At 74.8% G+C, this 26541-nt stretch carries 21 protein-coding genes, 1 tRNA gene and 1 other RNA gene; 12 read left to right on the top strand and 11 right to left on the bottom strand.

Going from position 1 to position 26541, the window contains the following annotated elements; all coding sequences use genetic code 11:
* Window positions 1–16: 16 nt before the first annotated feature.
* Window positions 17–1294 carry a DUF8462 domain-containing protein gene (locus IEY37_RS22445; protein ID WP_188939973.1) on the bottom strand — a complete coding sequence of 426 codons (1278 nt, stop codon included), beginning with the start codon at window positions 1292–1294 and terminating at the stop codon, window positions 17–19.
* Window positions 1295–1365: 71 nt separating this feature from the next.
* Between IEY37_RS22445 and IEY37_RS03100 the strand changes: the two genes are divergently transcribed.
* Together IEY37_RS03100 and IEY37_RS03095 are read left to right on the top strand one after the other, a co-directional pair.
* Window positions 1366–1722 carry a thiamine pyrophosphate-dependent enzyme gene (locus tag IEY37_RS03100; RefSeq protein WP_188939972.1) on the top strand — a complete coding sequence of 119 codons (357 nt, stop codon included), beginning with the start codon at window positions 1366–1368 and terminating at the stop codon, window positions 1720–1722.
* A gap of 7 nt (window positions 1723–1729) precedes the next feature.
* A complete protein-coding gene (locus IEY37_RS03095; protein ID WP_188939971.1) occupies window positions 1730–3487 on the top strand; it encodes an ABC-F family ATP-binding cassette domain-containing protein in 1758 nt (585 codons plus the stop codon).
* A gap of 61 nt (window positions 3488–3548) precedes the next feature.
* Here the strand turns inward: IEY37_RS03095 and IEY37_RS03090 are convergent, their stop codons facing one another.
* Both IEY37_RS03090 and IEY37_RS03085 read right to left on the bottom strand, forming a co-directional pair.
* Window positions 3549–4559, bottom strand: coding sequence for an alpha/beta hydrolase (locus IEY37_RS03090; RefSeq protein ID WP_188939970.1), 1011 nt, complete (start codon window positions 4557–4559; stop codon window positions 3549–3551).
* Between the two features lie 5 nt (window positions 4560–4564).
* Window positions 4565–5119 (bottom strand): DUF6328 family protein, encoded by a 555-nt coding sequence (locus IEY37_RS03085; RefSeq protein WP_188939969.1) that lies wholly within the window; start codon window positions 5117–5119, stop codon window positions 4565–4567.
* Window positions 5120–5319: 200 nt separating this feature from the next.
* Here IEY37_RS03085 and IEY37_RS03080 point away from each other — a divergent pair, with 200 nt between their 5' ends.
* A complete protein-coding gene (locus tag IEY37_RS03080) occupies window positions 5320–6561 on the top strand; it encodes an AI-2E family transporter (RefSeq protein WP_229673679.1) in 1242 nt (413 codons plus the stop codon).
* On the opposite strand, the gene IEY37_RS03075 is transcribed toward IEY37_RS03080, so the two are convergent.
* Both IEY37_RS03075 and IEY37_RS03070 read right to left on the bottom strand, forming a co-directional pair.
* Window positions 6551–7393, bottom strand: coding sequence for a class II fructose-bisphosphate aldolase (locus tag IEY37_RS03075; RefSeq protein WP_188939967.1), 843 nt, complete (start codon window positions 7391–7393; stop codon window positions 6551–6553). The two genes, IEY37_RS03080 and IEY37_RS03075, sit on opposite strands and share 11 nt — an antisense overlap.
* Before the next feature lie 292 nt (window positions 7394–7685).
* Window positions 7686–7774: transfer RNA gene (locus tag IEY37_RS03070), tRNA-Ser, on the bottom strand.
* 161 nt (window positions 7775–7935) lie between these two features.
* Here IEY37_RS03070 and ffs point away from each other — a divergent pair.
* The 8 genes from ffs to IEY37_RS03030 all read left to right on the top strand — a co-directional run bounded on the left by ffs (window position 7936) and on the right by IEY37_RS03030 (window position 17334).
* Window positions 7936–8032, top strand: an RNA gene (gene ffs, locus IEY37_RS03065) — signal recognition particle sRNA small type.
* A 125-nt stretch (window positions 8033–8157) separates the two neighbouring features.
* Window positions 8158–10569 (top strand): DNA polymerase III subunit gamma and tau, encoded by a 2412-nt coding sequence (locus tag IEY37_RS03060; protein ID WP_188939966.1) that lies wholly within the window; start codon window positions 8158–8160, stop codon window positions 10567–10569.
* A gap of 97 nt (window positions 10570–10666) precedes the next feature.
* Window positions 10667–11359: a PIG-L deacetylase family protein gene (locus tag IEY37_RS03055; RefSeq protein WP_188940197.1), complete on the top strand. Its 693-nt coding sequence runs from the start codon at window positions 10667–10669 to the stop codon at window positions 11357–11359.
* A gap of 242 nt (window positions 11360–11601) precedes the next feature.
* The gene (locus tag IEY37_RS03050) at window positions 11602–11982 is read left to right on the top strand and encodes a hypothetical protein (RefSeq protein WP_188939965.1); all 381 of its coding nucleotides are present in this window, start codon (window positions 11602–11604) and stop codon (window positions 11980–11982) included.
* Between the two features lie 46 nt (window positions 11983–12028).
* Window positions 12029–12940 carry a polyphosphate kinase 2 gene (gene ppk2, locus IEY37_RS03045; protein WP_229673675.1) on the top strand — a complete coding sequence of 304 codons (912 nt, stop codon included), beginning with the start codon at window positions 12029–12031 and terminating at the stop codon, window positions 12938–12940.
* 317 nt (window positions 12941–13257) lie between these two features.
* On the top strand, window positions 13258–15303 hold the full coding sequence (locus tag IEY37_RS03040) for a purple acid phosphatase family protein (RefSeq protein ID WP_188939964.1): 2046 nt from the start codon (window positions 13258–13260) through the stop codon (window positions 15301–15303).
* 262 nt (window positions 15304–15565) lie between these two features.
* Window positions 15566–16366: a GNAT family N-acetyltransferase gene (locus IEY37_RS03035; RefSeq protein WP_229673673.1), complete on the top strand. Its 801-nt coding sequence runs from the start codon at window positions 15566–15568 to the stop codon at window positions 16364–16366.
* The gene (locus IEY37_RS03030; RefSeq protein ID WP_188939963.1) at window positions 16363–17334 is read left to right on the top strand and encodes a lysophospholipid acyltransferase family protein; all 972 of its coding nucleotides are present in this window, start codon (window positions 16363–16365) and stop codon (window positions 17332–17334) included. The genes IEY37_RS03035 and IEY37_RS03030 overlap by 4 nt, the downstream gene beginning before the upstream one ends.
* 234 nt (window positions 17335–17568) lie before the next feature.
* Here the strand turns inward: IEY37_RS03030 and IEY37_RS03025 are convergent, their stop codons facing one another.
* A complete protein-coding gene (locus IEY37_RS03025; protein ID WP_188939962.1) occupies window positions 17569–17958 on the bottom strand; it encodes a phage holin family protein in 390 nt (129 codons plus the stop codon).
* Between the two features lie 305 nt (window positions 17959–18263).
* On the opposite strand from IEY37_RS03025, the gene IEY37_RS03020 reads away from it, so the two are divergent.
* Complete coding sequence (locus IEY37_RS03020) at window positions 18264–19631, top strand: sugar porter family MFS transporter (protein ID WP_188939961.1); 1368 nt, start codon at window positions 18264–18266, stop codon at window positions 19629–19631.
* Window positions 19632–19644: 13 nt separating this feature from the next.
* Here IEY37_RS03020 and IEY37_RS03015 read toward each other — a convergent pair whose 3' ends face one another.
* From IEY37_RS03015 to IEY37_RS02995, 5 genes are all read right to left on the bottom strand, one after another.
* Window positions 19645–20346: a hypothetical protein gene (locus IEY37_RS03015; RefSeq protein WP_188939960.1), complete on the bottom strand. Its 702-nt coding sequence runs from the start codon at window positions 20344–20346 to the stop codon at window positions 19645–19647.
* Window positions 20347–20511: 165 nt separating this feature from the next.
* Window positions 20512–21141, bottom strand: coding sequence for an MBL fold metallo-hydrolase (locus tag IEY37_RS03010; protein WP_188939959.1), 630 nt, complete (start codon window positions 21139–21141; stop codon window positions 20512–20514).
* Between the two features lie 170 nt (window positions 21142–21311).
* Entirely contained in the window at window positions 21312–24905 is a 3594-nt protein-coding gene (locus IEY37_RS22635; protein WP_188939958.1) for a 2Fe-2S iron-sulfur cluster-binding protein, read from the bottom strand.
* A complete protein-coding gene (locus IEY37_RS22940) occupies window positions 24902–25288 on the bottom strand; it encodes a sarcosine oxidase subunit delta (RefSeq protein WP_188939957.1) in 387 nt (128 codons plus the stop codon). The genes IEY37_RS22635 and IEY37_RS22940 overlap by 4 nt, the downstream gene beginning before the upstream one ends.
* Window positions 25288–26535 carry a sarcosine oxidase subunit beta family protein gene (locus IEY37_RS02995; RefSeq protein ID WP_188939956.1) on the bottom strand — a complete coding sequence of 416 codons (1248 nt, stop codon included), beginning with the start codon at window positions 26533–26535 and terminating at the stop codon, window positions 25288–25290. Before IEY37_RS02995 ends, IEY37_RS22940 begins: the two co-directional genes overlap by 1 nt.
* Window positions 26536–26541 lie beyond the last annotated feature (6 nt).

Here is a 26541-nt window from a genome sequence, read left to right as displayed (position 1 = left end):
CCGCCGGGACGTCCGCTCAGTCCGCGGCCCCGCCGGCCGGGCCGGGGAGCGGGCGCGGTGGTACGGCGGCCGCGTTCCGGCGTAGCTCGGCCAACGACAGCAGCGGGGTGTCGGCGTCGCCGCGGGCCTGTTCGTACCGGGTGAGCAGGTACGGCGCGGCGATCGGCATGGTCATCTCGACCCGGCCGCGGTGCGGGGCGTGGATGTCGCCCTCGCGCAGCAGTTCCTGCCGGATCCAGGACAGTTCCTGCGGCGTGCGGCGCAGCGTGGCGGCCAGCACGGCGGTGCTGGCCCGTCCGCCGTGCACCGCCAGGGCGGCCAGGTACTCCAGCTGCCGGTCCGCCATCCGGTCGAACCGCGGACCGAGCGTGCGGCGGGCCAGGTCGGCCTCGAAGTGGGGCATCGCCCGCCGGACGTCCGCCGCCGTCACCAGGTGCGGCCCGGTGGCCGCGGTCCACACCACGTGCGCCAGTTGCTGCAGGTGCGCCGGGTACGCGCCGCTGGCCCGCACCACCGCGGCGGCCGCGTCCGGGTGCCAGTTGACGCCGAGCCGCCGGCCGGGTTCGACGACGGCGTACACCGCGTCGGCCTCGGCGAGCGCGACCGGCAGGGCCTCCAGGTTGAACAGCCGGTCGGGGTGCGTCACGCCGGCCACCCGCAGCACCTCCAGGGTGTGCGGCAGCCCGGTGCCGGCGAAGACGACCGGCGCCTGCGGGTGGTCGACGTTGAGCCGGTGCAGCGCCGCGGCCAGCAGGGCCAGGTCACCGGCCGCGGCCACCTGCACCTCGTCCAGTGTGAGCAGCACGCCACCCTGCGGCGCGTCCCGGCGTACCTGCCCGGCCAGGTCCGCGAGCGCGGCGGCGAGGGTGTGCGCGCCCACGGTGACGGGCCGGTGCTCCTCCCGGGTGACCACCCCGACACTGACCCCGGCGGCGCCGAGGCTGACGCTGGCGATGCGGTCGAAGGACGCCCTGGCCCGCCGCCAGGGACCGGAGTGCTCGGCGGCGCGGCGGTCCGCCCACTGCAGCAGGGACTCGACCAGGCCGCCCTGACCGGACACCGCCTGCAGGCCGACGACCTCGAAGCCGCCCGCGGCGGCCCGCCGGCCGTAGGTGGTCAGGGCGACCGTCTTGCCGACCCCGCGCGGACCCAGCAGCAGGAGGTCCTGCGCGCGGATCCGGCCGACGACTGCCGCGTCGTTGAGACCGAGGGCCAGGCGGTGCAGCATGGCGTCGCGCCCGGCGAGCACCGGCGGCACCGTCCCGGCACCCGGGGTGTACGGGCTGTTCTCCACGGCACCACCTCTACTGTCCTATACGACGGCCGTTGTATAGGACATATTAGGCGGCGGGATTGCCGGACGCGATGGGCGGGCGGCGAAGTTACCCCCACTCGCGGACCCTGCCGGACGTCGACGACGCCGCCTTCGCGCGCAGTCTCGGCCTGGAGGCGGTGAACGTCGACCGCGGCGACCAGCTCGGCCCGGCGTGGGAGCGGGCGCTGGCGGCGGACCGGCCGACGGTGCTGGACGTGCGCTGTGACCCGGACGTGCCGCCGGCACCGCCGCACACCACCGTCGAGCGGGCCAAGGCCACTCTCGGCGCGATCGTGCACGGCGACGAGGACGCGTGGGGAGTCGTCCAGCAGGGCGTCGAGGAGAAGGTGGAGCAGTTCCTGCCCGGCACCAAGCAGTCGCCGGCGTCCCGCGCCGGTCCGGCATGATCGGCACGTGGCAGGAACGGTGCAGGCGCGCGGGCTGGCGGCCGGACACGGAGCACGGGTGCTGTTCTCCGGCCTTGACCTGGTGGTGGCGCCCGGGGACGTGGTCGGCCTGGTCGGGGTCAACGGGGCGGGCAAGTCGACGCTGCTGCGCCTGCTCGCCGGCGTCGACCGTCCGGAGCAGGGCACGGTGGCGGTCAGCCCGCCGGAGGCGACCGTCGGCTACCTCGCGCAGGAGGTGGAGCGCCGGCCCGGCGAGGACGTGGCCGGACACCTGGCCCGGCGGACGGGCGTCGCCGCCGCCGAGTCCGCGCTGTCGGCGGCGGCCGAGGAGCTCGCGGTGGATGCGCCCGGGGCCGACGAGCGCTACGCCCAGGCACTGGAGCGGTACCTGTCGCTGGGCGCGGCCGACCTGGCCGAGCGCACCGACCAGGTGCTGGCCGACCTGGGTCTGGCGGTCGACCTCGAGCTGCCGATGACGGCGCTGTCCGGCGGCCAGGCGGCCCGGGTCGGGCTGGCCGCGCTGCTGCTGTCCCGGTTCGACGTGCTGCTGCTCGACGAGCCGACCAACGACCTGGACCTGGACGGGCTGGCCAGGCTCGAGCGGTTCGTGCAGGACTGCCGCGCCCGCGGGACCGGCACCGTGCTGGTCTCCCACGACCGAGAGTTCCTCACCCGCACGGTGACCACCGTGGTCGAGCTGGACCTCGCGCAGCAGCATGTCGGGGTTTACGGCGGCGGCTACGAGTCCTACCTGGCCGAGCGGGAGGTGGCGCGCCGGCATGCCCGCGAGGCGTACGACGAGTACGCCGACACGGTGTCCGGGCTCAAGGAGCGGGCCAGGATGCAGCGCGCATGGATGGATGCCGGCACCCGCAAGGCGGTGACCCGGCAGCGGGACAACGACAAGATCGGCCGCAACAAGCGGGTCGAGCAGACCGAGAAGCAGGCGGCGAAGGCGCGGCAGACGGAGCGGCTCATCGAGCGTCTGCCCGAGGTCGCGGAGCCGCGCAAGGAGTGGGAGCTGCGGTACCGGATCCAGGCGGCGCCGCGGTCCTCGTCCGTGGTGGCGGTCGCGCGGGGGGCCGTGGCGCGGCGCGGGTCGTGGACGCTGGGACCGGTGGACCTGGAGATCGACGCCGGCGACCGGATCGGCATCACCGGTCCCAACGGCGCGGGCAAGACGACGCTGCTGCAGGTCCTGCTGGGCCGGGAACCCGTGGTCTCGGGAGCGGTCTCGCTGGGCCCGTCGGTGGCCGTCGGCGAGGTCGACCAGGCGCGGCGCTCGCTGGTCGAGGACGGCACAGTCGGCACAGTCGGCACAGTCGGCGCTGTCGGCACATCCGGCGCTGCCGGCGCTGCTTCCGCTGGCGGCGCTGCCGGTGCTGCCGGCGCTGCCGGCGCTGCCGGTGCGACGGTGCTGCGGCGGTTCGCCGACCAGGTCCCGGACTGGCCCGAGTCGGAGGTGCGGACCCTGCTCGCCAAGTTCGGGTTGACGGCGGACCACGTGCTCCGGACGCCGGTCTCGCTGTCGCCGGGCGAACGGACCAGGGCCGCCCTGGCGCTGCTGCAGGCGCGCGGCGTCAACCTCCTGGTGCTCGACGAGCCGACCAACCACCTGGACCTGCCGGCCATCGAGCAGCTGGAGGCCGCGCTGGAGCTCTACGACGGCACGCTGCTGCTCGTCACCCACGACCGGCGGATGCTCGAGGCGGTGCGGCTGAACCGGCGCTTGCACGTCGAGCACGGCGCGGTGACCGAGACCTGATCCCCGAGGACCGATCCGACCGCCGCCGGTGCCGGACGCGCGGCGCGGCAGGGCTGGTCGCTCAGCCGACGCCGTAACGGGTGAGCCACTGCGCCATCTCGTCGTAGGCGCGGCGCCGGGCCTCCGGCCGGGACAGCAGCACGTCGTGCAGCGCGTCGGGTACCCGCACGCAGGTGACGTGCCGGCCGAGCCGTGGGGACAGGTCGGCGATGCGGTCGGCGTCCAGCACGGCGTCCCCGCGCAGGAGGTCCTCGGTCCAGACGTTGGTCCGCACGGTCCTGGTCGAGCACAGCACCAGCACCGGGAACGGCAGGCCGAGGTTGTGGCGCAGCCGGTGCTGGCCGCGGCGGATCGCCGCCAGCCAGCCCAGGTGGACCGGCACGCCCTGCACCGGCTTCCACTGCAGGTCGAACGTCCACTCGCCGTCGTGCTGGGCGCTGATGCTGCGCCCGTACAGCCCGTGGTCGGGCAGCGGCAGCACGCCGCCGGGTCGCCAGCGGGAGGCCAGCGACACCCCGGGACCGACGACGGTGCGGACGAACGCCGAGGCGTTGATGGCCAGGAACGGGCTGTTGAGCACCAGGGCGTCCACCGGACCGGGGTCGGCGCGGTCGGCGAGCCACAGCGGCGTGATCAGGCCGCCGGTGGAGTGCGCCTCCACGGTCACCCGGTCGTGCCCGTCCGCGGTGATCAGCGCCAGCGCCGCATCGAGTTCCACCGTGTACTCGGCGAGATCGCCGGTCTGGTAGGGCGTCTGGCCGGGCAGCAGGGAGCGGCCGTAGCGCCGCAGGTCCACGGCGTAGAAGTCGGTGCCACGGGCGACGTGGAAGTCGGCCAGTTCCGTCTGGAAGAAGTAGTCGGCGAAGCCGTGCACGTAGAGGATCGCGCGACCGGTCGGCTCGGGAGCGCGGCGGCGCACCACCGTCGCGCGGAGCGGCTGCCCGTCCTCCGGCGGGAGGTGCAGCGGGATGGCCTCGTAGCCGTCGCCCAGGACGTCGGGCACCGGTTTCCCGACGGTGACGCGGCCGGGCGGCCCGCCGGCGAGCCCGGCGGTCGGAAGGGTGTCGGACACGCCGGTCAGCCTAGATCTCGAGGGCTCGTCCCGTCCGTCCCGTCCGGCTCGGGGACCGGCGTGACCGGGACGGTGTGCCGGCGCCGCACCCCGTGGGTCGGCCACAACCACCAGACCGTCAGGATCACGGCCGCGCCGACGGCGACGGCCAGCACGGCCGGCAGCCGGCCGTTCACCACGTCGACGGCCAGCCCCAGCGCCCCGAGGAACGACAGGGCCAGGAAGCACAGACCGGCGGCGGCCAGCCGGCCGGTGAAGAGGACGAGCTCGTCCTTGAGCCGGCGACGGAACAGGATGCGGTGGGCGGCCACCGGCGCCACGAACAGCACGACCGCCGCGCCTGCGCACAGCAGCGTCGTCAGGTACCAGTTCTTCTGTTCCTGGCTCAGCTGCGCAAAGCGGTTCTGGAACGGGATCGTCAGCAAAAAGGCGAAGAAGATCTGCACCCCGGCCTGGGCGACCCGGACCTCCTGCAGCAGTTCGGCGTAGTTCCGGTCGAGCCGCTGCGCCTCGCTCTCGTTGCGGACGTACGTCTCGCGGTCGGGTCGCGTCCAAGCCATGGCGCCAGTATCTGGCCGTCGCCGGGCGCCGGCGGGCTGCCGGCGCGCGCGGCCTCGCGCCCTGCGCCCTGCGGTGGTACATCGGGACGATGGCGGCGCATCCTGGCGGCCCCACCGGACCGAGCGGGGCCGGAGCGCGCGGCGGACCCGACGGGCGGGACGTGCCGGTCCCCGGTGACGACGGGACGAGTCGCGCGGGCGTGTCCCGCTCGGGCTCCCCGGCGGCGCCGGACACCGGCGGGTCCTCGCCCGGGCACCACGACCTGCTGGCGCAGCCGCACAGCCACGAGGAGGGGCCGGTCGCGGACGCCGAGCGTGCCGCCGCCCGGGACGCCACCCCCGACCGGCCGCTCGGGCGGCCGGGGCCGCGGTTCGACCGCCGGTCACCGTTCTTCGTCGGCATGTGGGGGTCCGCCGGGGTGGCCGTGACCTACGGCGTCGTGCAGGCCGTGCCGGCCGCGGGCCAGCCCCTGGTGCTGATCGGGTTCGGCTGCTTCCTGGCGGTCGGACCGGAGCCGGCGGTGTCCTGGCTGGTGCTGCGGCTGCGGATGCCCCGCTGGGCCGCTGTGCTCACGGTGCTGGCCGGCACCGCGGCTGTGCTCGCCACCGTGCTGTGGAGCGTGGTGACGCCGCTGGTCCGGAAGGGTGCCGAGTACCTGCGGCAGGCACCGCACTACTGGCAGCAGCTGCAGGACGAGCACTCGACGCTGGGCCGGCTCAACAGCCGGTTCCATGTCCAGGAGCGGCTGCAGCAGGCCGTCGACGCGTCGTGGAGCGGGCTGGCACACGGGGCGCTCGGCGTGGGGCGCCGGGTGCTCGGTGCGGTGTCGAGCTTGCTCGTCACGGTGGTGGTGATGGCCTACGTGCTGGCGGACCTGCCCCGGCTGCGGGCGGCCGCCTACCGGCTGGTGCCGGCGGAACGCCGAGCCCGGGCCGTCCTGCTCGGCGACCGGATGATGCTCACCGTCGGCGGGTACGTGCTGGGCAACCTCTCGATCTCGGTCGTCTGCGGCGTGACGACGTTCGGGTGGCTGTGGGCCGTCGGCGTGCCGTACCCGTTGCTGCTCGCCGTGCTGGCCGCGCTGCTGGACCTGGTGCCCACCATCGGCGTGCTGGCCAGCGGCATCCTGATGGGCGCGGCCGCGCTCACCGTGTCCGTGCCGACCTGCGTCGCCACCCTGGTCTTCCTGGTGGTCTACCAGCTGGTCGAGAACTACCTGCTCACACCGGTGATCATCGGCCGCACCGTGCACATCCCGGCGGTGGCGACGGTGGTGAGCATCCTGGTCGGCGGTGCGCTGCTGGGTGTGGTGGGCGCCCTGACGGCCATCCCGGTCGCCGCGGTGCTCGTCCTGCTGGCCCGCGAGGTGCTGTTCCCGCGGCTGGACCGGCGCACCGGTCCCGCGGCCCACCCACCGTGCGAGCGCGGGCTCAGTCCGTGACGCCGCGCAACAGCCGCAGCAGGGTGGTGACCTCGTCGGCCACCGCGTCGCGTCCCGGTCCCAGGTAGCGGCGCGGGTCGGAGACCTGGGGGTCGGCGGACAGCACGGCCCGGACCGCGGCGGTCATCACCTGGTTCAGCCGGGTGGCGATGTTGACCTTGCTGATGCCGGCGCGGACGGCCGCCCGCAGCCCCGGGTCGTCGACGCCCGACGAGCCGTGCAGCACCAGCGGGACCGGCACGGCGGCCGCCAGCCGGCCGACCAGCTCGAGGTCCACGACGGCCGACCGGTCCGCCATGGCGTGCGAGGTGCCGACCGCCACGGCCAGGCTGTCCACCCCGGTGGCCTCGACGAACCGGGCCGCCTCGGCCGGGTCCGTGCGCACCCCCGGGGCGTGGGCACCGTCCTTGCCGCCGATCTCGCCGAGCTCGGCCTCCACGGCCACTCCGCGTGCGTGGCAGCGCCGCACCACGTCGGCGGTGCGCGAGACGTTCTCGGCGTACGGCAGCGTCGACGCGTCGAACATGACGGACGGGAAGCCCAGCTCGACGGCCGCGGCGACCAGGTCCTCGTCCTCGGCGTGGTCCAGGTGCACGACGACCGGGACGGACGCCTGCGCCGCGACGGCCAGGCACGCCGAGCCGATGCCGGCCAGCCCGCGGTGGTAGTGGACGGTGTTCTCCGAGAGCTGCAGCACGACCGGCAGTCCCGCGGCCTCCGCGCCGGCCACGATGGCCTCCGCGTGCTCGAGCTGGATGACGTTGAAGGCGCCGACCCCCGCGTCGTCCGCGCGGGCCGCGCGCAGCAGGTCGGTGGGGCTGGTCAGCGGCATGGGGGACACCTCGTGGTCGGGGCGGGCGGGGCGTCCGCCGATCGTAGGTCGGGACCGGCGGTGCCCGGCCCGGCGACCGGAAGCACCACGGGTGCGGCGACCCGGACGACCACCGGGTCCCATCGGTCCCGCGGCCGGGTGTCGCGGCCGGTGGCGCGGGCAGGTACCGGCGGGCAGGCCGGTACCCGGTCGCCCGTCCCGGTGCGCCGGCCGGTACCCGGTCGCCCGTCCCGGTGCGCCGGCCGGTCGCTGCCCGGACGTCGAAGGGGGCGCCGGTCGGCGCCCCCTTCGGTGGCGGAGGATAGGGGATTTGAACCCCTGAGGGCGGTTAACCCAACACGCATTCCAAGCGTGCGCCATAGGCCACTAGGCGAATCCTCCGCGTAGCAGTGTAGCGGCGCCGGAAGGGTCGAGGGACCGGCCGCGGTGCGTCGCGGCCGGTGCCCCGTCGGCCGGCCTGCGCGCAACCGTTGTCGAGGTCCCGACAGCAGCGCCGCGGGCGGCGAGGGTTCGCCAGGGCCGGGCGGCGGCCGCTACAGTGGTCGGCGGACCCCCGCGGCGTCCATCTCATCAACCCCCCCAGGGCCGGAAGGCAGCAAGGGTCCGTGAGCTCTGGCGGGTGCGGGGGTCCCCTTCTGTTCCTGGCCGCTGCGGCCCGTCCGGTTCGGGCGGTCGAGACGGCCCCCGACCGGCGCTGGGCGAGGCTCGCCGCAGGTGGGGACGGGTCGGGTGGGACTGTCGGCGCGGGGCCGTACCCTCGCCTGGTGGCACTGGCTCTCTACCGGAAGTACCGCCCGGCGACCTTCGCCGAGGTGGTCGGCCAGGACCACGTCACCGTCCCGCTGCGTACCGCGCTGGCCGCCGGCCGGGTCAACCACGCGTACCTGTTCTCCGGCCCGCGGGGCTGCGGCAAGACGTCGTCGGCGCGGATCCTGGCCCGGTCGCTGAACTGCGTGCAGGGTCCCACCCCCGATCCGTGCGGCGTGTGCGCCTCCTGCGTGGCGCTGGCGCCGGAGGGGCCGGGGTCGCTCGACGTCGTCGAGCTGGACGCCGCTTCCCACGGCGGCGTCGACGACACCCGCGACCTCCGGGACCGCGCCTTCTACATGCCCGCCGAGTCCCGCTACCGGGTCTTCATCATCGACGAGGCGCACATGGTCACCACGCAGGGCTTCAACGCCCTGCTCAAGATCGTCGAGGAACCGCCCGAGCACCTGGTCTTCATCTTCGCGACCACCGAGCCGGACAAGGTGCTGCCGACCATCCGGTCCCGCACGCACCACTACCCGTTCCGGTTGATCCCGCCGGCCACCCTGCGCTCGCTGCTGGAGCGGCTGTGCGAGCAGGAGGGCGTGACGGTGGAGCCCACGGTCTACCCGCTGGTCATCCAGGCCGGCGGCGGCTCGGCGCGCGACTCGCTGTCCGTGCTCGACCAGCTGCTGGCCGGGGCCGGTCCGGAGGGCGTCACCTACCGCAGTGCTATGGCGCTGCTGGGCGTCACCGACACCGCGCTGCTGGACGAGACGGTCGACGCGCTGGCCGCGGGCGACGGCGGTTCCGTCTTCGGCGCCGTGGACAAGGTGGTCGAGGCCGGGCACGACCCGCGCCGGTTCGCCGCGGACCTGCTGCAGCGCCTGCGGGACCTGATGATCCTGGCCGCCGTCCCCGAGGCGGGCAGCAAGGACCTGCTCGACGCCCCCGCGGACCAGCTGGCGGCCATGGCCGGGCAGGCCGACCGGCTCGGCATCGCGACCGTCACCCGGCTGGCCGAGATCCTGCACACCGGGCTGGTCGACATGCGGGGCACCACGTCGCCGCGGTTGGTGCTGGAGCTGCTGTGTTCCCGCATGCTGCTGCCCGCGGCGACGGTGTCCGAGGGAGCGCTGTTGCAGCGGTTGGAGCGGCTGGAACGCCGCCTCGCGATCGCCGACGACGCCGCGCCGGCAGGGTCCGCGGCGTCCGCGCCGTCCGGCGCGGCATCTCCGGCCCGCTCGGCGGGCACCGCCCGCGGCACCGACGACATCCGCGGTCACGCCCCCGCGGCGCCGGACGGCGGCGTCCCGACGGGGTCCGCGGCAGTCAGGAAGCCCTCGGCCGGGCAGGCAGATCCGGTGCCCGGCTCGCCGGCCGGCGGCACCGATCGGACTCCGGCCGCTCCGGCCGATGCGGCGGGGGCGCAGCCGGCACGCCCGTCGGCGGACCGTCGCGCGGAGCCCGACCTCTCCGCAGCCGACGACCTCGGCCTCCCCAAGCCGCCGGAGCTGCTGTCGCGGCGGTTGACGTCCGGGCGCCCCGAGACCCCGCAATTCTCCGCACCCGCCGGCCGCGGTCCCGGCGCGCCGACCGCCGGCGACCCTGCGGCCGGGGACCGGCCGTCCGCCCGCGGTCCGGCCACCGGCGACGGCGCGCGTGCCACGGGGGACCGCGGTGCCGGGCGGACGGCACGCGGGGATGTCGCCGACCGTGCCGACCGTGCCGACCGTGCCGACCGGGCTCGGACGCCGGCGGGTGACCCCGGCCGCGAGCGCGCCGTGGACCGGGACGCCGACCGTCCACGGGGCGGTCAGGACCGGCGCGGTGCACCCGCCGACAGGCCGGCGGCGGGTGGACCGGCCCGGCCCGGGGTGCCGGGCGGCGGGCCGCCCGTGCCGTCCGCTCCGGCAGGCGCGCCGTCGGCTCCAGCCGGCGTGCCGTCCGCTCGAGCCGGCAGGCCGGCCGCCGCCGCCACCGCGCCGGACGTGACGGACGTCCGCCGGCTGTGGTCGGAGATCCTGGACCGGGTGCAGCGGCACCGGCGCAGCACCCGGATCCTGCTGGCCGACGCCACGGTGTCGTCGCTGGCCGGCGGCGTGCTGACGCTGACCATGCCGTCCGCAGGCCTGGCCAAGCGCGTGGTGGAGCCGGCCAACGCGGACCTGATCCGCGCCGCGCTCAAGGAGTTGCTCGGCGTCGACTGGCGGATCCGCTGCGAGGCTGCGGGTGGGGGTGGTGACGCCGCCGGCTCCGGTCGCGCGCCGGACCTGCCTGACGGTCCGCCGGACGACGACATCCCCGACGACTACGGCGAGGAACCGGATCCGTCCGCCCCGCCCGTCCCGGTCCGGGACCCGCAGGAGGTGGCGATCGAGCTGCTGACCGCGCAGCTGGGCGCGCGACCACTGGACCCGTCGGCCTGACGGCCGTCCCGCCGCCGGGCACCGACTGCCGGCTGCGCGCCGTCGCCACGGCTGCGGCAGGATCCCCGTCGTGGACGAGGATCTCGCACCGTTCCCGATGGACTGGCAGCGCGCCCTGGTGCTCATGGCGCATCCCGACGACCCCGAGTACGGCGCCGCACCTGCCGTGGCCACGTGGGTGGCCGCCGGGCACGAGGTGCGCTACGTGCTGGGGACCCGGGGCGAGGCCGGCATAGCCGGGCTGCCGCCGGCGGAGTCCGGTCCCCTGCGCGAGGAGGAGCAGCGGCGTGCCTGCGACCAGGTGGGCGTGCGGGTGCTCGAGTTCCTGGACCACCCCGACGGCCGGATCGAGGCCACGCTGGCGCTGCGGCGGGATCTCGCCACCGCCATCCGCCGGCACCGGCCGGACCTCGTCGTGACGTTGGGCAACCACGAGAGGTGGGCACCGGGCATCCGGAACAGCGCGGACCACCGCGCGTTCGGCACCTGCGTGCTCGACGCTGTCGCGGACGCCGCGAACGAGTGGATCTTTCCCGAGCTGGCCGAGGCCGGTCATGCCCCCTGGGCGGGGGTCCGGTGGATCGCCGTGTGCTCGCCGACCCCGACGCACAGCGCGGAGGTCACCCCGGAGGGCTACCGGGCGGCCGTGCGTTCCCTCGCCGAGCACCGCCGCTACCTCGCGGCGCTGTCCGACGACCCCGTCGAGGAGCAGGCGCGACGCGTGGTGGACATGGTCTGCCCGGAGCGGGAGGGTCGGCGGGCGGCGGCCTTCGAGGTGTACGCGGGCTGACCCGTCGCGCGGCTGCCCACCCGGATGCCGCGCCGCCCGTGCGCCTGCTCCACGGGTTCGTCGCTCCCGTGCGTCCGGCGCACGACCCCGGCGTCCGGCGCCCCGTTCGGATCCAGGTGCACCGCCGTTGCCCGTCCGTTCGCCTGCCGTTCTCCTCGGCCGAGCACGGTGGGGACGACCCACCGGCGGGATGTCGCCCGCCGGGCGGCACCGACGCGGGTCCGCCCGAACGGAGCTGGGGCATGGAGCAGTGGTACTGGTGGACCGGTCCGGTCGCCTTCGGGCTGGCGTGGCTGGCGGTCGGCCGGCCGACGCGCCGCTCGGGACCCCGGTCCGCCCGGCGCCCCCGGCCCGGTGCTGCCGCCGCCCGGGTCGGCTTCCGGCACGCGCCCGCGGTCCGGGAGCCGGTGCTGGTCAGCGCCGGCGGCAGCCGTCCGGCGGAGCCGCTGCACGCCCGGACGCTGCGCCCGGTGCCTGTCCGAGGTGCATCGGCGCTGTCCGCGGAGACCTCCGGTGGCCGCCGCTCCCGCGGCACCGCGGTCCGGTGGCGGCACTGCCACTACGGCGCGACCGTCGACCCGGGAAGGCGCCGGTTTGGCACCGGCTCCGGCACGGCACTGTGAGGCCACGGCGACGGCACTGCGACGCCGACGGACGGGATGGTGGACGGTGACGGCAACACGACCCGACGAGCTGGACCTGGGCAACTACCGGGTCCAGGTGGACGACCACGACGACGACCCGGTCCTGCTGGGGCCGGACGGCGAGCCGGTCGAGACCTGGCGGGAGGACTACCCGTACGACGAGCGCATGGCCCGGCACGAGTACGAGACCACCAAGCGGGCGCTGCAGATCGAGCTGCTGAAGCTGCAACGCTGGGTCAAGGACACCGGCCAGAAGATCGTCGTGCTGTTCGAGGGCCGGGACGCCGCCGGCAAGGGCGGCACCATCAAGCGGTTCACCGAGCACCTGAACCCACGCGGGGCGACCGTGGTGGCCTTGGAGAAGCCGAGCGAGCGCGAGCGGACCCAGTGGTACTTCCAGCGCTACATCACCCACCTGCCGGCGGCCGGTGAGATCGTGCTGTTCGACCGGTCCTGGTACAACCGCGCCGGTGTCGAGCGGGTGAGGGGCTTCTGCACGGCGGAGGAGTACCGGACCTTCATGCAGCAGACCCCGGACCTCGAGCGCATGCTCGTCGGCTCCGGCATCCACCTGGTCAAACTGTGGTTCTCCGTCACGCAGTCCGAGCAGCGGACCCGCTTCCTCATCCGGCGCATCGATCCCGTCCGGCAATGGAAGCTCTCGCCGACCGACCTCGCGTCGCTGGACCAGTGGGACGCCTACACCGACGCCAAGGAGGCCATGTTCTTCTACACGGACACCGCCGAGGCGCCGTGGACCGTGATCAAGAGCAACGACAAGAAGCGCGGCCGGATCAACGCCATGCGGCACCTGCTCTCCGGGCTGGACTACACGGACAAGGACCCGGAGCGGGTCGGCCCGGTGGATCCGAAGATCGTGGGGTCGGCCGCCGACCTGCTCGAGACCGGCACGCCGACCGGCCTGGTACCGCGCTGACCGGTCCGCGCCAACCCGCTCGGGCGGCGGCCGCGCAGCAGCCCGACGCGGCGTCGCACCCGACCGGGTCGACCCGGGTCGTCCATGCGGGGCCGTCAGGCGTCCCGGCCCGCCGCTGGTCCCGAGCGGGGACCGCCGGTACGCGCGCCCCCCGCGCAGACCGGCCGGGCACGCCCCGCCGCGACGCTGCCCGCGGTCCGCCTGCACGACCCGGCGGCGTCGAGAGTTCCCGTGCCGCAGACGGTTCAGCCGTTGTTCATCGGGTCGTCACCGCCACCTGCCTGTGCCGGGCGGGATCGACGGGGTGAGCTGTTCGCATGACGCGAGGACCTGACCGCCCCCTGACGGTCGACGAGTACAGCGAGTGGAACACCGCGCAGTTGTCCCGGAGCGCGGTCTCCCGCCGCACCGCCCTCAAGGCCGTGATGGCCGGAGCCGGCGGCTACGCCCTCTTCCAGTTCGGGCTCGCCCAGACCGCGTTCGCCGCCGGTGGCGGTGTCGCCGGGACGGCCGGGGTGGTGGTCTCCGGCCGCCACCTGTCGTTCGTGTCCGACCACGGTGGCCTGCCGAGCAACGCCATGGCGGTCACGGCGCAGCTGGTGAGCCGGACCGGCATCCTGCCCAGGGGCCTGCGCGCATGGGTGGAGGTGGGCACCGAGCCCGGTCGCTACGGCCACCGTTTCGAGGCCGACATCCAGCACCTGGTCGGGCAGTACGCCATCCCGTCCGGCCCGATCGGCAGCCAGTTCTACGCCAAGGCCCGGCTGAGCCACCTCGACCCGGAGACCGTGTACCACTACCGCTTCCGGCTCTCCGACGGCACCGTCTCCGGGCCGGCCTGCTTCACCACGGCGCCGCTGCGCCAGCTGCCGCGGGTCGGTGCCGCGCCGGCCAGGCCCTTCACGTTCACGGCCTTCGCCGACGTCGGGACCAACAGCGCCCCCAAGGACCCGCGGTACGCCTGGAGCCAGGACCCGGCCGTCGTCACGGCGGCCGGCGGGACCTGGCCGGCGGGAGTGTTCGACAACAACTACTACAGCCCGACGGATCCGGTGGCGGGTGTCGCCGGGACCGACCCGCGGCCCGCGGTCAGCCAGACCAACCTGATGGCGACGCAGAAGCCCCGGTTCACCCTGCTGGCCGGCGACATCTGCTACGCGGATCCCAGTGGCACCGGCCTGCCCGCCGACGACACCCTGGCGCTCACCGGTGGTTCGCCGGCCGGGAAGAACAACTACAACCCGTACGTCTGGGACGTCTTCCTCAACCAGATCGAGAGCCAGGCGGCGTTCACCCCGTGGATGTTCGCCACCGGCAACCACGACATGGAGCCGCTGTACGGCGCCACGGAGTTCGTCGGGCAGAGCCCGAACCACGGCTACGGCGGCCACCAGAAGCGACTCGACCTGCCGGGCAACGGTCCCAAGGGCTGCCCGTCGGTGTACAGCTTCGTGTACGCCAACGTGGCGGTGATCTCGGTCGACGCGAACGACCTGTCCTACGAGATCCAGACCAACACCGGCTATTCCGACGGTGCGCAGCTGCAGTGGATCGAGCGGACCCTCAAAGAGTGGCGGACCAATCCGCACGTCGCGCCGACCGTCGACTTCGTCGTGGCGTTCTTCCACCACTGCGCGTTCTCCACCACCAACAACCACGCCTCCGACGGCGGCCTGCGGGACGCCCTGGACCCGTTGTTCAGCAAGTACCAGGTCGACCTGGTCGTGCAGGGGCACAACCACCTGCTGGAGCGGACGGACCCGATCCGCAACGGCAAGGCCACCCGCCGGGCGCCGGACGGCAGCACCGTCGAGCCGGCCAAGGACGGCGTCACGTACATCTGCGTCGGATCCGGCGGTCGCCCGCGGTACCCGTTCCGCCCGGCGCCGAGCCCGGCCGCACCGCCGCCCGCCGGCGTCGACCCGTTCGGCCCGCAGCTGCTCCCCGAGGGGCAGCGGTTCCGCGGCTACCAGCCGCCCGGCGGGACGAACGCCACGGAGAACAACACCGAGAACGTGGTGAACAGCTACGTCTGGTCCAAGGAGGGCACCGCGGTCGGCGCGGGCGGCTACCCGACGGGCACCAAGGTGCCCGAGCAGATCGAGTGGTCCCAGGTCCGCTACGACGACTACGCCTTCATCGCCGTGGACGTCGTCCCGGCGGCCGAGGGCAGGTGCACGACGTTCACGGTGCGCACCCTGGCCGACGCGCTGCCCGGCTCGGGCAAGCCGTACGCCGAGATCGACCGGATCACGCTGCGCCGCACCGCAGGTCGCAGCGGTATCGGGGCCGGCCACCACCTCGCCGCCGGAACGGGTGCCACCGGGCTCGTCACCGCCCGGTCCCTGCCCGCCGGCGGCTGAACGGCCGGCCGCCCGACTTCGGACGGCCGTAGGGCGCCGCCCCCCTGACGCCGCGGCGCCCCGATCCGATGCGGGGCCGGCACTGTCACAGGTGCCGGCCCCGCATCGCCGTCCTCGGCGCGGGGACCGACCTGCGGGCACACCCTGCGGCTGCGGCGGCGCGGCCCCGCCCGCACCGGACGACCGGCGTTGTCATCGGACCGTCACACCGTGTTCAGCCCGCGGCGGCCGTACGGACCGTTCGGCCGCCCACCATCGAAGCGTGTCGACGATCACCGACGAGCCGCGGGTCGCGCGGCAGGACACCCGGTTCCCCGGACGCTACGAACTGCGGGTCGCCAGCACGGCGGCGGAGGTACTGGCGGCGGCCGCGCTGCGGCACCGCGTGTTCGCCCAGGAGTGCGGTGCGGTCACGCCCGGCCCGGACGGCGTGGACCTCGACCGGTTCGACGTCCGCTGCGACCACCTCGTCGTCTGGCACCTGCCGGAGGACGGATCGCCGGAGCAGGCCGTGGCCACCTACCGGCTGTTGCTGCCGTCGGCCAACCACCGCCGGCCGCGGCGGCAGGGCCTGTACGCGAACACCGAGTTCGACCTCGCGCCGCTGGAATCCCTGCTGGACACCACGGTCGAGGCCGGACGGGCGTGCGTCGCCGCGGAGCACCGTGGGTCCCGGGCCATCAGCCTGCTCTGGAGCGGCATCGCCCGCGCCATGCTGCAGAGCGGATCCCGGTACCTGGTGGGCTGCGCGAGCATCCCGGTCGCCGACGGCGGCGGCCAGGCGGCGTTGTTCGAACGGATGGCCAGGGACCGGCACTGGGCTCCGGCCGAGCGACAGTGCGCGCCCCGGCACCCGTACCGGGCGTCGACGGCCCCGCCGGTCGACCGGCTGCGGATCCCGCCGTTGCTGCACGGCTACCTCCGGCTCGGCGCGCAGATCTGCAGCGCGCCCGCGCACGACGAGCAGTTCGGGTCCGCGGACTTCCTGGTGCTGCTCGACCTGCAGCAGGCGGACCCGCGGTACCTGCGCTACTTCGTGCAGGACGCACTGATCCGGCCGTGACCGAGCACTGCGCCGAGATGCGCTGTGCAGCGGCCTGTGTCGCTGCGCCCACCCCGCGTGCGCCGCTCGGCACCCGGGTGCGCCGCCGGACGGCGCTGACCGCTGCGCTGCTGGCCGGCGGGGCCGCCATCGTGCTGGTCGCCCTGCTGCCCGGGTACGGCCGGCCGCACCGCACCGGCCGGGTGCTGCAGCACGCCAGCCGCTGGGTGCTCGCGGCGCTCGGGGTTCGGGTGCGCTGCACCGGACGTCCCCGGGCCGGTGCGAGTCTCGTCGTGGGCAACCATGTCTCGTTCCTCGACGTGCTCGCCCTGGCGGCGTGCGGCCCGATGCGGCCCGTCGCCAAGCAGGACGTCGCGTCGTGGCCGTTCGTCGGCGGCCTGGCACGTCGGACCGGGACGCTGTTCCTGCGCCGCGACACCTGGGCCGAACTGCCGGACCTGGTGCGAGCCGCCACGGCGGCGCTGCGGGCGGGACACCGCGTGCAGGTCTTCCCCGAGGGCACGACGCGCTGCGGCCGCTCGCTCGGCACCTTCCGGCGGGCGGCCTTCCAGGCCGCGATGGACGCGGCCGCGGTGGTGTCCCCGGTGGCCCTGCGGTACACCGACGGCACCGGTGCCCGGTCGGCGGCCGCCCCGTTCGTCGGCGACGAGACCCTGCTGCAGGCGCTGCGCCGGGTCGTCGCCGCGCCGCGGCTGGAGCTGCACGTGCAGTGGCTGCGCCCGGTGCCCGCCATCCCGGCCACCGGTCACCCGGCCACCGACCGCCGCCGGCTGGCGTCCGCGGTGGAATCCGCCGTGGCCCGCGCGCTGGGCCAGGACGTGGTCCGCTCGGCCCCGGTCCGGCCCTCCCGTCCGGTCGCGGTCGGCCTGCCGGTGGCCGACGGCGCAGAGCGGGTCGGCGCCGCAGAGGTGCTTGAACTCGCGGCCTGCGCGGCGCGCAGCCGGCCGCCGGTCCTGCAGTCGGCCTGAGCCTCGCGGACCGTGCCGCGTCCGGGACAGCGCGGTCCGCGCCGGGATGCGGGTCGTGCTCGACGGTCACCCCTCGGGCTCTCGAGCGTCCCCCGCAGACCGGCAGCACGCCGACCTCGCGAGAGCCCGGATCTGCCGTGCCGCTCGACCTCGTCGTCGAGCGTGGTGGTGAGCCGCCCTGACTCGTCCCGGGGTCGGTCCCACCGCCGGGCCGGCGGCAGACTTGCGCAGGTGTCAGGCCTGCCGTGCGGCATCGATGTCGTCGCGGATGTCGCGGATCGTCCGGTCCGGCATCAACGGCGGCAGCTCGCGCAGCTGCCGGATGCCTGCCGTGGACAGTCCGACCGCACCGGCGCTGAAGGCGGCGGTCACCACGACGGCGGCCAGCCGCGGCGGCAGAAACCTGTCGAACAATCGGAGGACGAGGGCGGCGCCCGTCCCGGCGGCCATCGCGCCGAGCGCAGTAGCCCCGCCGAGCAGAGCGAGCCCACCGCCGGCTTGACGGGCCTTGCCGGTCATCTCGTCGCGCGCCTTGCCGATCTCTTGACGCAGCAACGCGCCGACGGTGTCGGTCAGGCTGCGCAGTAGGTCACTGGTGGCGGACCCGGCTTCTGTACTCGACATCGGTCCTCCTGCGGTCCCTGGGAGTGGGGAAGGGCACGCACCACGGGGTGCAGGCACCCACCTTCCCCAGCACCGTTCCCGACCGGGCGCGACGGGAAACCGTGCGACGGCGGGCCGGGCTTCGACCGGTCGGTCCGCGCCCCGTGCGGTGAATCTCCGAGAGCACGTCGCTCCATCGGCTCCGTTTGACGGCGGACCGGCTCGGCAATCCGATTCCCACGCGTCATCCCGGACGGCGGGCCGTCCCGGTGACCTTTGCACGAGCGGGCCGTCGGACAGGTGCGGCGCCGCTCGGGAGGTGCACGATGCCGACGAGTTTCGTCAAAGAGGCCGTGAAGGGCAACAACAAGTTCCTGCTTCGCATCGCGGTCATCGCGGCGCTCGGCGGGTTCCTGTTCGGCTACGACACCGGGATCATCTCCGGCGCCCAGCTCTACATCCAGCGTGACCTGTCGACGACCTCGCTGGAACAGCAGTGGATCGTCGGCGCGCTGCTCGTGGGGGCGGTCGTCGGAGCCGCGCTGTCCGGTTGGCTCTCGGACCGCATCGGACGCCGCTGGACCAAGGTCGGCAGTGGGACGGTCTACGTCCTCGCCGGGTTGGCATCCGCGTTCTCGCCGGACACACCATGGTTGCTCGCCAGCCGGTTCGTCCTCGGTCTGGCCGTCGGGACCGCGTCGTTCGTCTCGGTGGAGTACATCTCCGAGCAGGCACCGGCCCGGCTGCGCGGCGGGGTGACGTCGTTCAACCAGCTGATGGTCACGACGGGGATCCTGGTGGCCTACCTGGTGGCCGCTGCCCTGCAAGGGGCGCCGGCCGGATGGCGGTGGATGCTCGGCCTGTCCGCCGTGCCCGGCCTGGCGCTGGCCGTCGGGATGCTGACGGTGCCGTCGTCGCCCCGATGGCTCGTTGCCCGCGGTCGGAAGGACGACGCCCGGCGCGTGCTGTCGCGAACACGCAGCGACGACGAGACCGACGACGAACTCGACAGCATCACCGAGGCGGTGGGGACCTCCCGTTCGACGCGGCTGCGAGACCTGTTCCGCCAGCCGCTGCGACCTCTGATGGTCGTCGGCCTGGTCCTGGCGATCGGTCAGCAGGTCATCGGTGTCAACACCGTCGTCTACTACTCGGCGACCATCCTGAACTACACCGGCCTGTCGGCGAGTGCCTCCGTCCTGCAGGCCATCTCGGTCGGGATCACCAACGTCGTGTTCACGGTGGTGGCGATCCTGCTGCTGGACCGCGTCGGCCGGCGGCCGCTGCTGCTGGTCGGGACGACCGCCGCCACGCTGGCGCTTGTCGCCCTGGGCCTGTGGTTCGCCGTGCCCGGACTGAAGGACCACCCACTGTTCGCGCTGGTGTTCCTCCTGGTGTTCATGGCCGGCTTCGCTGTCGGTCTCGGTCCGGTCTTCTGGCTGATGATCAGCGAGATCTTCCCCGTGGGTGTCCGCAGCAAGGCGATGAGCATCGCGACGGTGGCCAACTGGGCCGCGAACTTCCTGGTCTCCTACTTCTTCCTGCAACTGGTCGGCGCCATGGGCGAATCGGGCACGTTCTGGCTGTACGCCGGCTTCGGCGTGCTGTCCTTCTTCTTCTTCCTTCGTAAGGTGCCCGAGACCAAGGACCGATCGCTGGAAGAGATCCAGCAGGAGGTGGGCAGCCGGACGTGACGTCCGGCCGCGGTCAGGCAGCCGGGACCGGCGGCAGGTTCGACAGCTGCAGGTCGACGTCGTGCTCGCCGGACTCACCGGTCATCCGCGCCGTCCAGCGCAGCACGTCGCCGGACAGGTCGATCCGCGCCGGCCCGACGTCCGGCACCCAGGCCAGCAGCACGTCCTCGGCCTCCAGGGTCACGGTCCAGCTGAACGGGTCGAACGGCTCGCCGGCCGCGTCCGCGTGCCGGGCGGCCGCGTCCACGTCGTACCCGCCGTCACCGGTGTACCCGGGCACGAGCAGCGTCGCGCCCAGCAGCGGGTGGCCGCCGACCAGCGGCCGGTCGTCCGCCGGCACCACCACCTCGACGGTGAGCAGGTCCGGCTCGCGGTCCAGGCGCACCGGCAGGTACCCCCACCAGGAACCGTCGTACCGCTTGCCGGACACCGACAGCCGCACGGTCGCACGGGGCAGCGCGCGGACGGCCTCCTGCTCGGCCTGCCGGCGCCGGACCTCGTCGGCGTCCCGGCGGTCCTCCCAGTCGCGGTACGCCGGCACCAGCGCCCGCCCGGCCTGGTGACCGAGCTCGCGCTCCATCTCCCGCTCGGCCAGCCACGACTCGTGCTCGGCATACTCCCGGGTGCGCTGCACGCCGGTGGTCCACTCCACCCGCTTGGCGCGCAGCCACTTCTTGGCGATCGCCCCCAGGCCCTGCTCGCCGCTGTCCGCCATGCCCTCGCTCCACGCCCCGACCGGGATCCGCCGGTCGCGGATGCCTCCGGCGCCATCATCGGGGACCGCGCCGCGCCGGCCGGTCGGTATCACGCAACCGACACGAGCTGCAGCGGACAGTGACGGCCGCCGGATCCGGACGCCCCGCGAGGACGCCCGGCAGCGTCAGTGGCCGCGGAGCACCCAGTCGTCCAGGTGCGGGGCCTCCGCGCCGATCGTGGTGTCGTCGCCGTGCCCGGTGTGCACGACGGTGTCGTCGGGCAGGCACAGCAGCCGGTTGCTGATCGAGTCGATGATCGTCGGGAAGTCCGAGAACGACCGGCCGGTGGCCCCGGGGCCGCCCTGGAACAGGGTGTCGCCACTGAACAGCGCGTGCAGCGCCGGCACGTACAGGCACACCGCGCCGGGGGAGTGCCCGGGCGTGTGCAGCACGGTGACGTCGACGCCGGCGACGCCCAGGGTCTGCCCGTCGCTGATGCCGTCGTCCGGCTGGCGGTCCTGGTGCTTCATGCCCCAGAGCGGGGCGTCGGCCGGGTGGAGCAGCACCGGCGCGCCGGTGCGGCGTGCCAGTTCCGGGGCCGCGTCGATGTGGTCGTCGTGGCCGTGCGTGCAGACGATCGCGGTGACCCGGCGACCGCCGATCGCCCGCTCGATGGCGTCGGCGTCGTGGGCGGCGTCCACGACGAGCACCTCGTCGTCGTCGCCGAGCAGCCAGACGTTGTTGTCCACGTCCCAGGTGCCGCCGTCGAGGCTGAACGTGCCGGACGTGACCAGCCGGTCGATCCGCGCGGGCATCGGGTTCTCCTGTCTGGCCCGGCGCCGGGGGCCGGCGCGGGCAGGTCCGTCGGACGGCCGCTCCCCTCGGCGGCGTCCCCAGACTGCCACGGATCCGAGGGCGGCCCGCGCCACCGCCCGTGGCCGGGGCGCCGCCCGAGCGGCGGCCCCGGCCGTCCGTGGCGGGCGGCTCAGACGTACTCGGGCGCGGTGACCAGCAGCCACCGGGCCAGGTGCTCGGCGAACGACGAGCGCACCAGCACCCGGACGGCGTCCGTGTCCGAGCCCGGCTCGCCCAGCACCTGGAGCACCACGGCGCACTGCGCGAGCACGGTCTGCACGCACGTGCCCGGGCCGAGGCGGGCCAGGTCGACCGCGCATCCGTGCGCGAGGACCGCCCGGGTCCGCGGGCCGGAGATCCGCACCGCCGTCCGGGCCGCCGAGACGTCCGTCACCGCGACCACGGGGACGGCGTCCCCGAGCTCGGCGACGGCGCGCCGCACGGCGTCCTCCGTGGTGGCGGCCAGACCCGGCGACCGCACGACGAGGTACTCGTCCGGCCCGAGGGCCAGCGCGGTGACACCCGGGGCCTCGTCGACCCCGCCCGTCCGCAGCGGCAGGGCGCACCCGAGCGCCTCGGAGACCGCCCGGGCCGCTTCGGACCCGGCCGGCACCCGCACGTCGATCATTGTCCGCAGCGGTTCCTCGACGACGCGCACCCCGCCGTCCGGTCCCGACAGCTCCGCGAACGGCACCGCGAACCGCGCCAACGGCGAGACCGGCAGGGTCGCGGCCACGGCCGGTCCGGCAGCGCCGGCAGCGCCGCCAGAGCCGACCGGGCCGGCAGAGCCGGGGCCGGCGTCGTCGGGGTCGCCGTCGCGCCGGGCGCCGTCCGGGTCGACGAACACCGACGACACCACCGCGGCCGGCCGCGGGACGTCGTCGACCACGACGTGCACCGTGCCGCCGATCCGGGCACGGCCGCCGGAGAGCAGGGCCAGCGCGAAGGTCCGGCCGAGCGCGGCGGACCGGTAGGAACTGGTCACGTGGCCGAGCATCGGGACCGGCGGCGGTGGCAGCGGCACCTCGTCGACCAGCTGGGCGCCCTCCGGCAGCAGCAGCCCGGTGTCGACGGGCAGCAGGCCGACCAGCTCCTTGCGGTCCGCGCGGCGGGTGTCCGGGCGGGCGTGCGAGCGCTTGCCGAGGTAGTCGGCCTTCTTGGCCGAGACCGCCCACCCCAGGCCGAGGTCGAACGGCGTCTGGGTGCCGTCGGTGTCCTGACCGACGATGGGATAACCCTTCTCGGCGCGCAGCACGTGCATGGTCTCGGTGCCGTACGGCGTGAGGCCGTCCGGCTCGCCGGCCGCCCACACGGCGTCCCACAGGGCGGCCGCGTCGCTCCAGGACACGGAGATCTCGTAGGCCAGCTCGCCGGAGAACGAGATCCGCGCCACCCGTGCCGGGAGGTCGGCCACCGTGCCGTCCTGCGCCGTCATGAACCGGAAGGTCGCTGCGCTGCAGTCCATCTCGGGGGCCAGCCGCTGCAGCAGCCCTCGCGAGCGCGGCCCGATCAGCGCCAGGGTGGCCCACTGCTCGGTCACGCTGGTGCACCGGACCCGCAGGTCCGGCCACTCCGTCTGCAGCCACTCCTCCATCCAGTCCAGGATCTTGGCCGCATTGCCGGTGGTGGTCGTCACGACGAACCGGTCGGGGGCCAGCCGGAGCGCAGTGCCGTCGTCGACGACCATGCCGTCCACCCCGCAGAGCACGGCGTACCGGGCCGCACCGACCTTGAGCGTCGACAGCATCGTCGTGTAGATCCGGTCCAGGAAGGTGCCGGCGTCCGGACCCTGGACGTCGATCTTGCCCAGCGTGGAGGCGTCCATGAACGCCACCCCGGTGCGCGCGGCCAGACACTCCCGGGCCACCGCCTCGGGCATCGTCTCGACGCCGCCGCCCGCCAGCGGCCGCGGGTAGTACCACGGTCGCTTCCACTGGCCGACGTTCTCGAACACCGCCCCGTGCGCCACGTGCCAGCCATGGGCGCCGGTGGTCCGGACCGGGTCGTACAGGTCACCGTGCTCGCGGCCGGCGAGGGCGGCGAAGGCGACCGGTACGGCCGGTGGCCGGCTGGTGGTGGTGCCGAGCTCCTCCGCGACGATCCCGGTCAACCCCGACACCAGCGCGGTGGTCAGCGCGGCGGACGTCCGGCCCTGGTCGTGCGCCGTGCCGGCCGTGGTGTACCGCTTGACGTGCTCCACCGAGCGCAGCCCGGCGCCGGTCGCCCTGGCCAGGTCCGCGACGGTGACGTCCCGCTGCACGTCGACGAAGTGCTCGTCGAGAGCGGCCGGATCCTGGTCTCCGTCGGTCACCAGGTGGAGCTGCGCGGCCGGCTCCGGGTACTCGGCCAGGCCGTCGGCGGGCGGCGCCAGGTCGGGGATGCCGGCCCGGACGTCCTGGTGGCGCTGCGCCGCCGCGAGTCCGGCGGCGGTACCGGCGGCCTCGGCGGCGGCCAGCCCCGCACGCTCGCCGTCGTCGACGATCTCGCCGGTGGTGCGCAGTCCCGCCGCGGAGCCGGCCACGGCGACCCGCGGCAGCGCGGCGCCGGGCCGGAAGGTGCCGGCGGCGGCGTCCCAGACGGGACGCCCGCCGGCGTGGGACCACAGCGCCAGGTTGGGGTTCCAGCCGCCGGAGACGGCCAGCAGGTCGGCCGGCAGCCGCCGGCTGCGGCCGTCCGCCAGCCGGACGGTGACCGCCGAGAGCTCCCCGGAGTCGTCGGCGTGGGCGCGGGTCACCACGGCGCCGGCCAGCACCGTCCCGGTCGGGACCGGACCGTCCGGCACGTCCACGGGCTGCCTGCTCGGGGTCCGCGGATCCACGATGACCACCGAGGCCCCGGTGGCGAGCAGGTCGCCGGCCACCCGGTAGGCGTCGTCGTGGGCGGTGAACAGCACGACCTGCTCCCCGGCGAGCACGCCGTGCCGGTGGAGGTGGGCGCGCACCGACTCGGCCAGCATGACGCCCGGGAGGTCGTTGCCTGCGAAGACCACCGGCCGCTCGTACGACCCGGTCGCCAGCACCACCTCGGCGGCCCGGATGTGCCAGACCCGTTCGCGGACACCGTCCGCCGGTCTGCGGCCGGCCCGCGCCGGGTCGTGGTGCGCCGGCATGCGCTGCACCGCGACCAGGTAGTTGTCGTCGTAGAGCCCGGTGGCCGCGGTGCGCTGCAGGTGCAGCACGGTGGGCAGGGCGTCCAGCGCGTCCGACACCTGCTCTGCCCAGGCCAGTTCCGCACCTCCGAGCAGCGCGCCGCCGGCGCGCGGCCGCTCGTCGAGCAGCACGACGCGCACGCCGCTGCGGGCGGCCTCGAGCGCCGCGGCCAGTCCGGCCGGGCCGGCCCCGACGACGGCGACCTCGCAGTGGTGGTGGACGGCGTCGTACTGCGTCCGCGCCGCCCCGTCGGGTGCGGCGGTCAGCAGGCCCTGCCCCTGCAGCGACCGGCCGGTCATGCCGTCCAGGGCCTCGACGGTGGTCGCGGTGACGACGGGATCGGGCAGCGGACCGGCGATCGACAGCAGCGCGGCCGGCTCCTCCGGGCCGGCGGTCATGATGCCGCGCGGGCGGCCCCGCCGCACGGACCGGCCGACCGTCCGCACGCCCGAGGCCAGCAGTGCCGACGCCAGGGTGTCGCCGGGGAACGCCTGTAGCTGCAACCCGTCGACCACCACGTCCAGCAGCACGCCGCGGTCCACCGCTCCGCCGGACGACAACCGGGACGGGGTCACGCGGTTCCTCCGCTCGTGGCGCTGTGGTGGTCGACGCGGTGCCCGCCGACCGGGTGCCCACCGACCGGGTGCCCGTGGACCGGGTGCCGGTGGACGTGCCCGCCGTGCAGCTCCGGCGGCGGCTCGCCGACCCGGTACACCGCCAGGAACCGGTTGGTCACCGTGTCCCGGACGGCGTTGAACCAGCGGCGGCAGCCGGCGGCGTGCATCCAGCGCTCGGCGAAGGGGCCCTTGGGGTTCTCCCGGTAGAACAGGAACTCCGCCCACTGCTCGTCGGTCAGATCCCGGCCGCCGTCCTGGGGGTAGGGCACATGCGCCTGCCCGCCGTAGTGGAACTCGTCCTCGTTCCGCGGCCCGCACTCCGGGCAGTCGATGAGCATCATCAGTGCGCCACCGCCGCGGCCCCGTGCTCGTCCACGAGCCGGCCCTGGGTGAACCGGTCGAGCCCGAAAGGCTGTGCCAGCGCCGGCACCTCGCCCTTGTCCAGCAGCTCCGCCATGACGTGCCCGATCCCGGGGGTGGCCTTGAACCCGCCGGTGCCCCAGCCGCAGTTGACGAACAGGTTCTCCACCGGCGTCGCCCCGATGATGGGCGAGGCGTCCGGGGTGACGTCGACGATGCCGGCCCAGGTCCGCAGCACGTGGGCCCGGGCGAAGATCGGGAACAGCTCCACGGCGGCGGCCATCTGGCGCTCGATGACGTGGAAGGCGCCGCGCTGCCCGTAGCCGATGTACGGGTCGACGCCGGCGCCCATGACGAGCTCGCCCTTGTGCGCCTGCGAGACGTAGACGTGCACGGCGTTGGACATGACGACCGTCGGGTGCACGGGCTCCAGCAGCTCGGACACCAGCGCCTGCAACGGGTGCGACTGCACCGGTAGCCGGAAGCCGGCCAGCTCGGCCAGGGTCGCCGAGTGTCCGGCGCCGATCAGTGCCACCCGGTCCGCGCCGATCCGGCCGCGCGAGGTCCGGACGCCCTTGACCACCCCGTGCTCGACGTCGATGCCGGTGACCTCGCAGTTCTGCACCAGGTCGACACCGGCGGCGTCGGCGGACCGGGCCAGGCCCCAGGCCACGTAGTCGTGCTTGGCGATGCCGGCGCGGGCCTGGTAGGTGCCGCCGAGCACCGGGTAGCGCAGGTCCGGCGAGGTGTTGACGATCGGGCAGAGCTCGCGCACCCCGCCGGCGTCGACCCACTCGGCGTCGATCCCGTTCAGCCGGTTCGCCGCGACGCGTCGCCGGGAGTCCCGCACGTCCTGCAGCGAGTGGTCCAGGTTCAGCACCCCGCGCTGGGAGAACAGGATCGGGTAGTCCAGGTCCTCCTCGAGGTGCTCCCACAGCCGCAGCGCGTGCTCGTAGATCGCCGCGGAGGCGTCCCACAGGTAGTTCGACCGGATGATGGTGGTGTTGCGCGCCATGTTGCCGCCGGCCAGCCAGCCGCGCTCGAGCACGGCGACGTCGGTGACGCCGCGCCGGGCCAGGTAGTGCGCGGTCGCCAGCCCGTGACCGCCGCCGCCGACGATCACCACCTGGTAGTGGCGCCGCGGCTCCGGGTTGCGCCACAGCGACGCCGGGTGCTCCGGCAGGTCCGCTCCGGGCGGGGGAGCGTCGAACTGCGCGGCAGGCGTCACGGGACC

Source organism: Nakamurella endophytica (genome assembly GCF_014646215.1).
GTDB classification, from domain to species: domain Bacteria; phylum Actinomycetota; class Actinomycetes; order Mycobacteriales; family Nakamurellaceae; genus Nakamurella; species Nakamurella endophytica.
The sequence above is the reverse complement of the archived record's forward strand: the minus strand, read 5'-3'. Positions and strand labels throughout refer to the sequence as shown.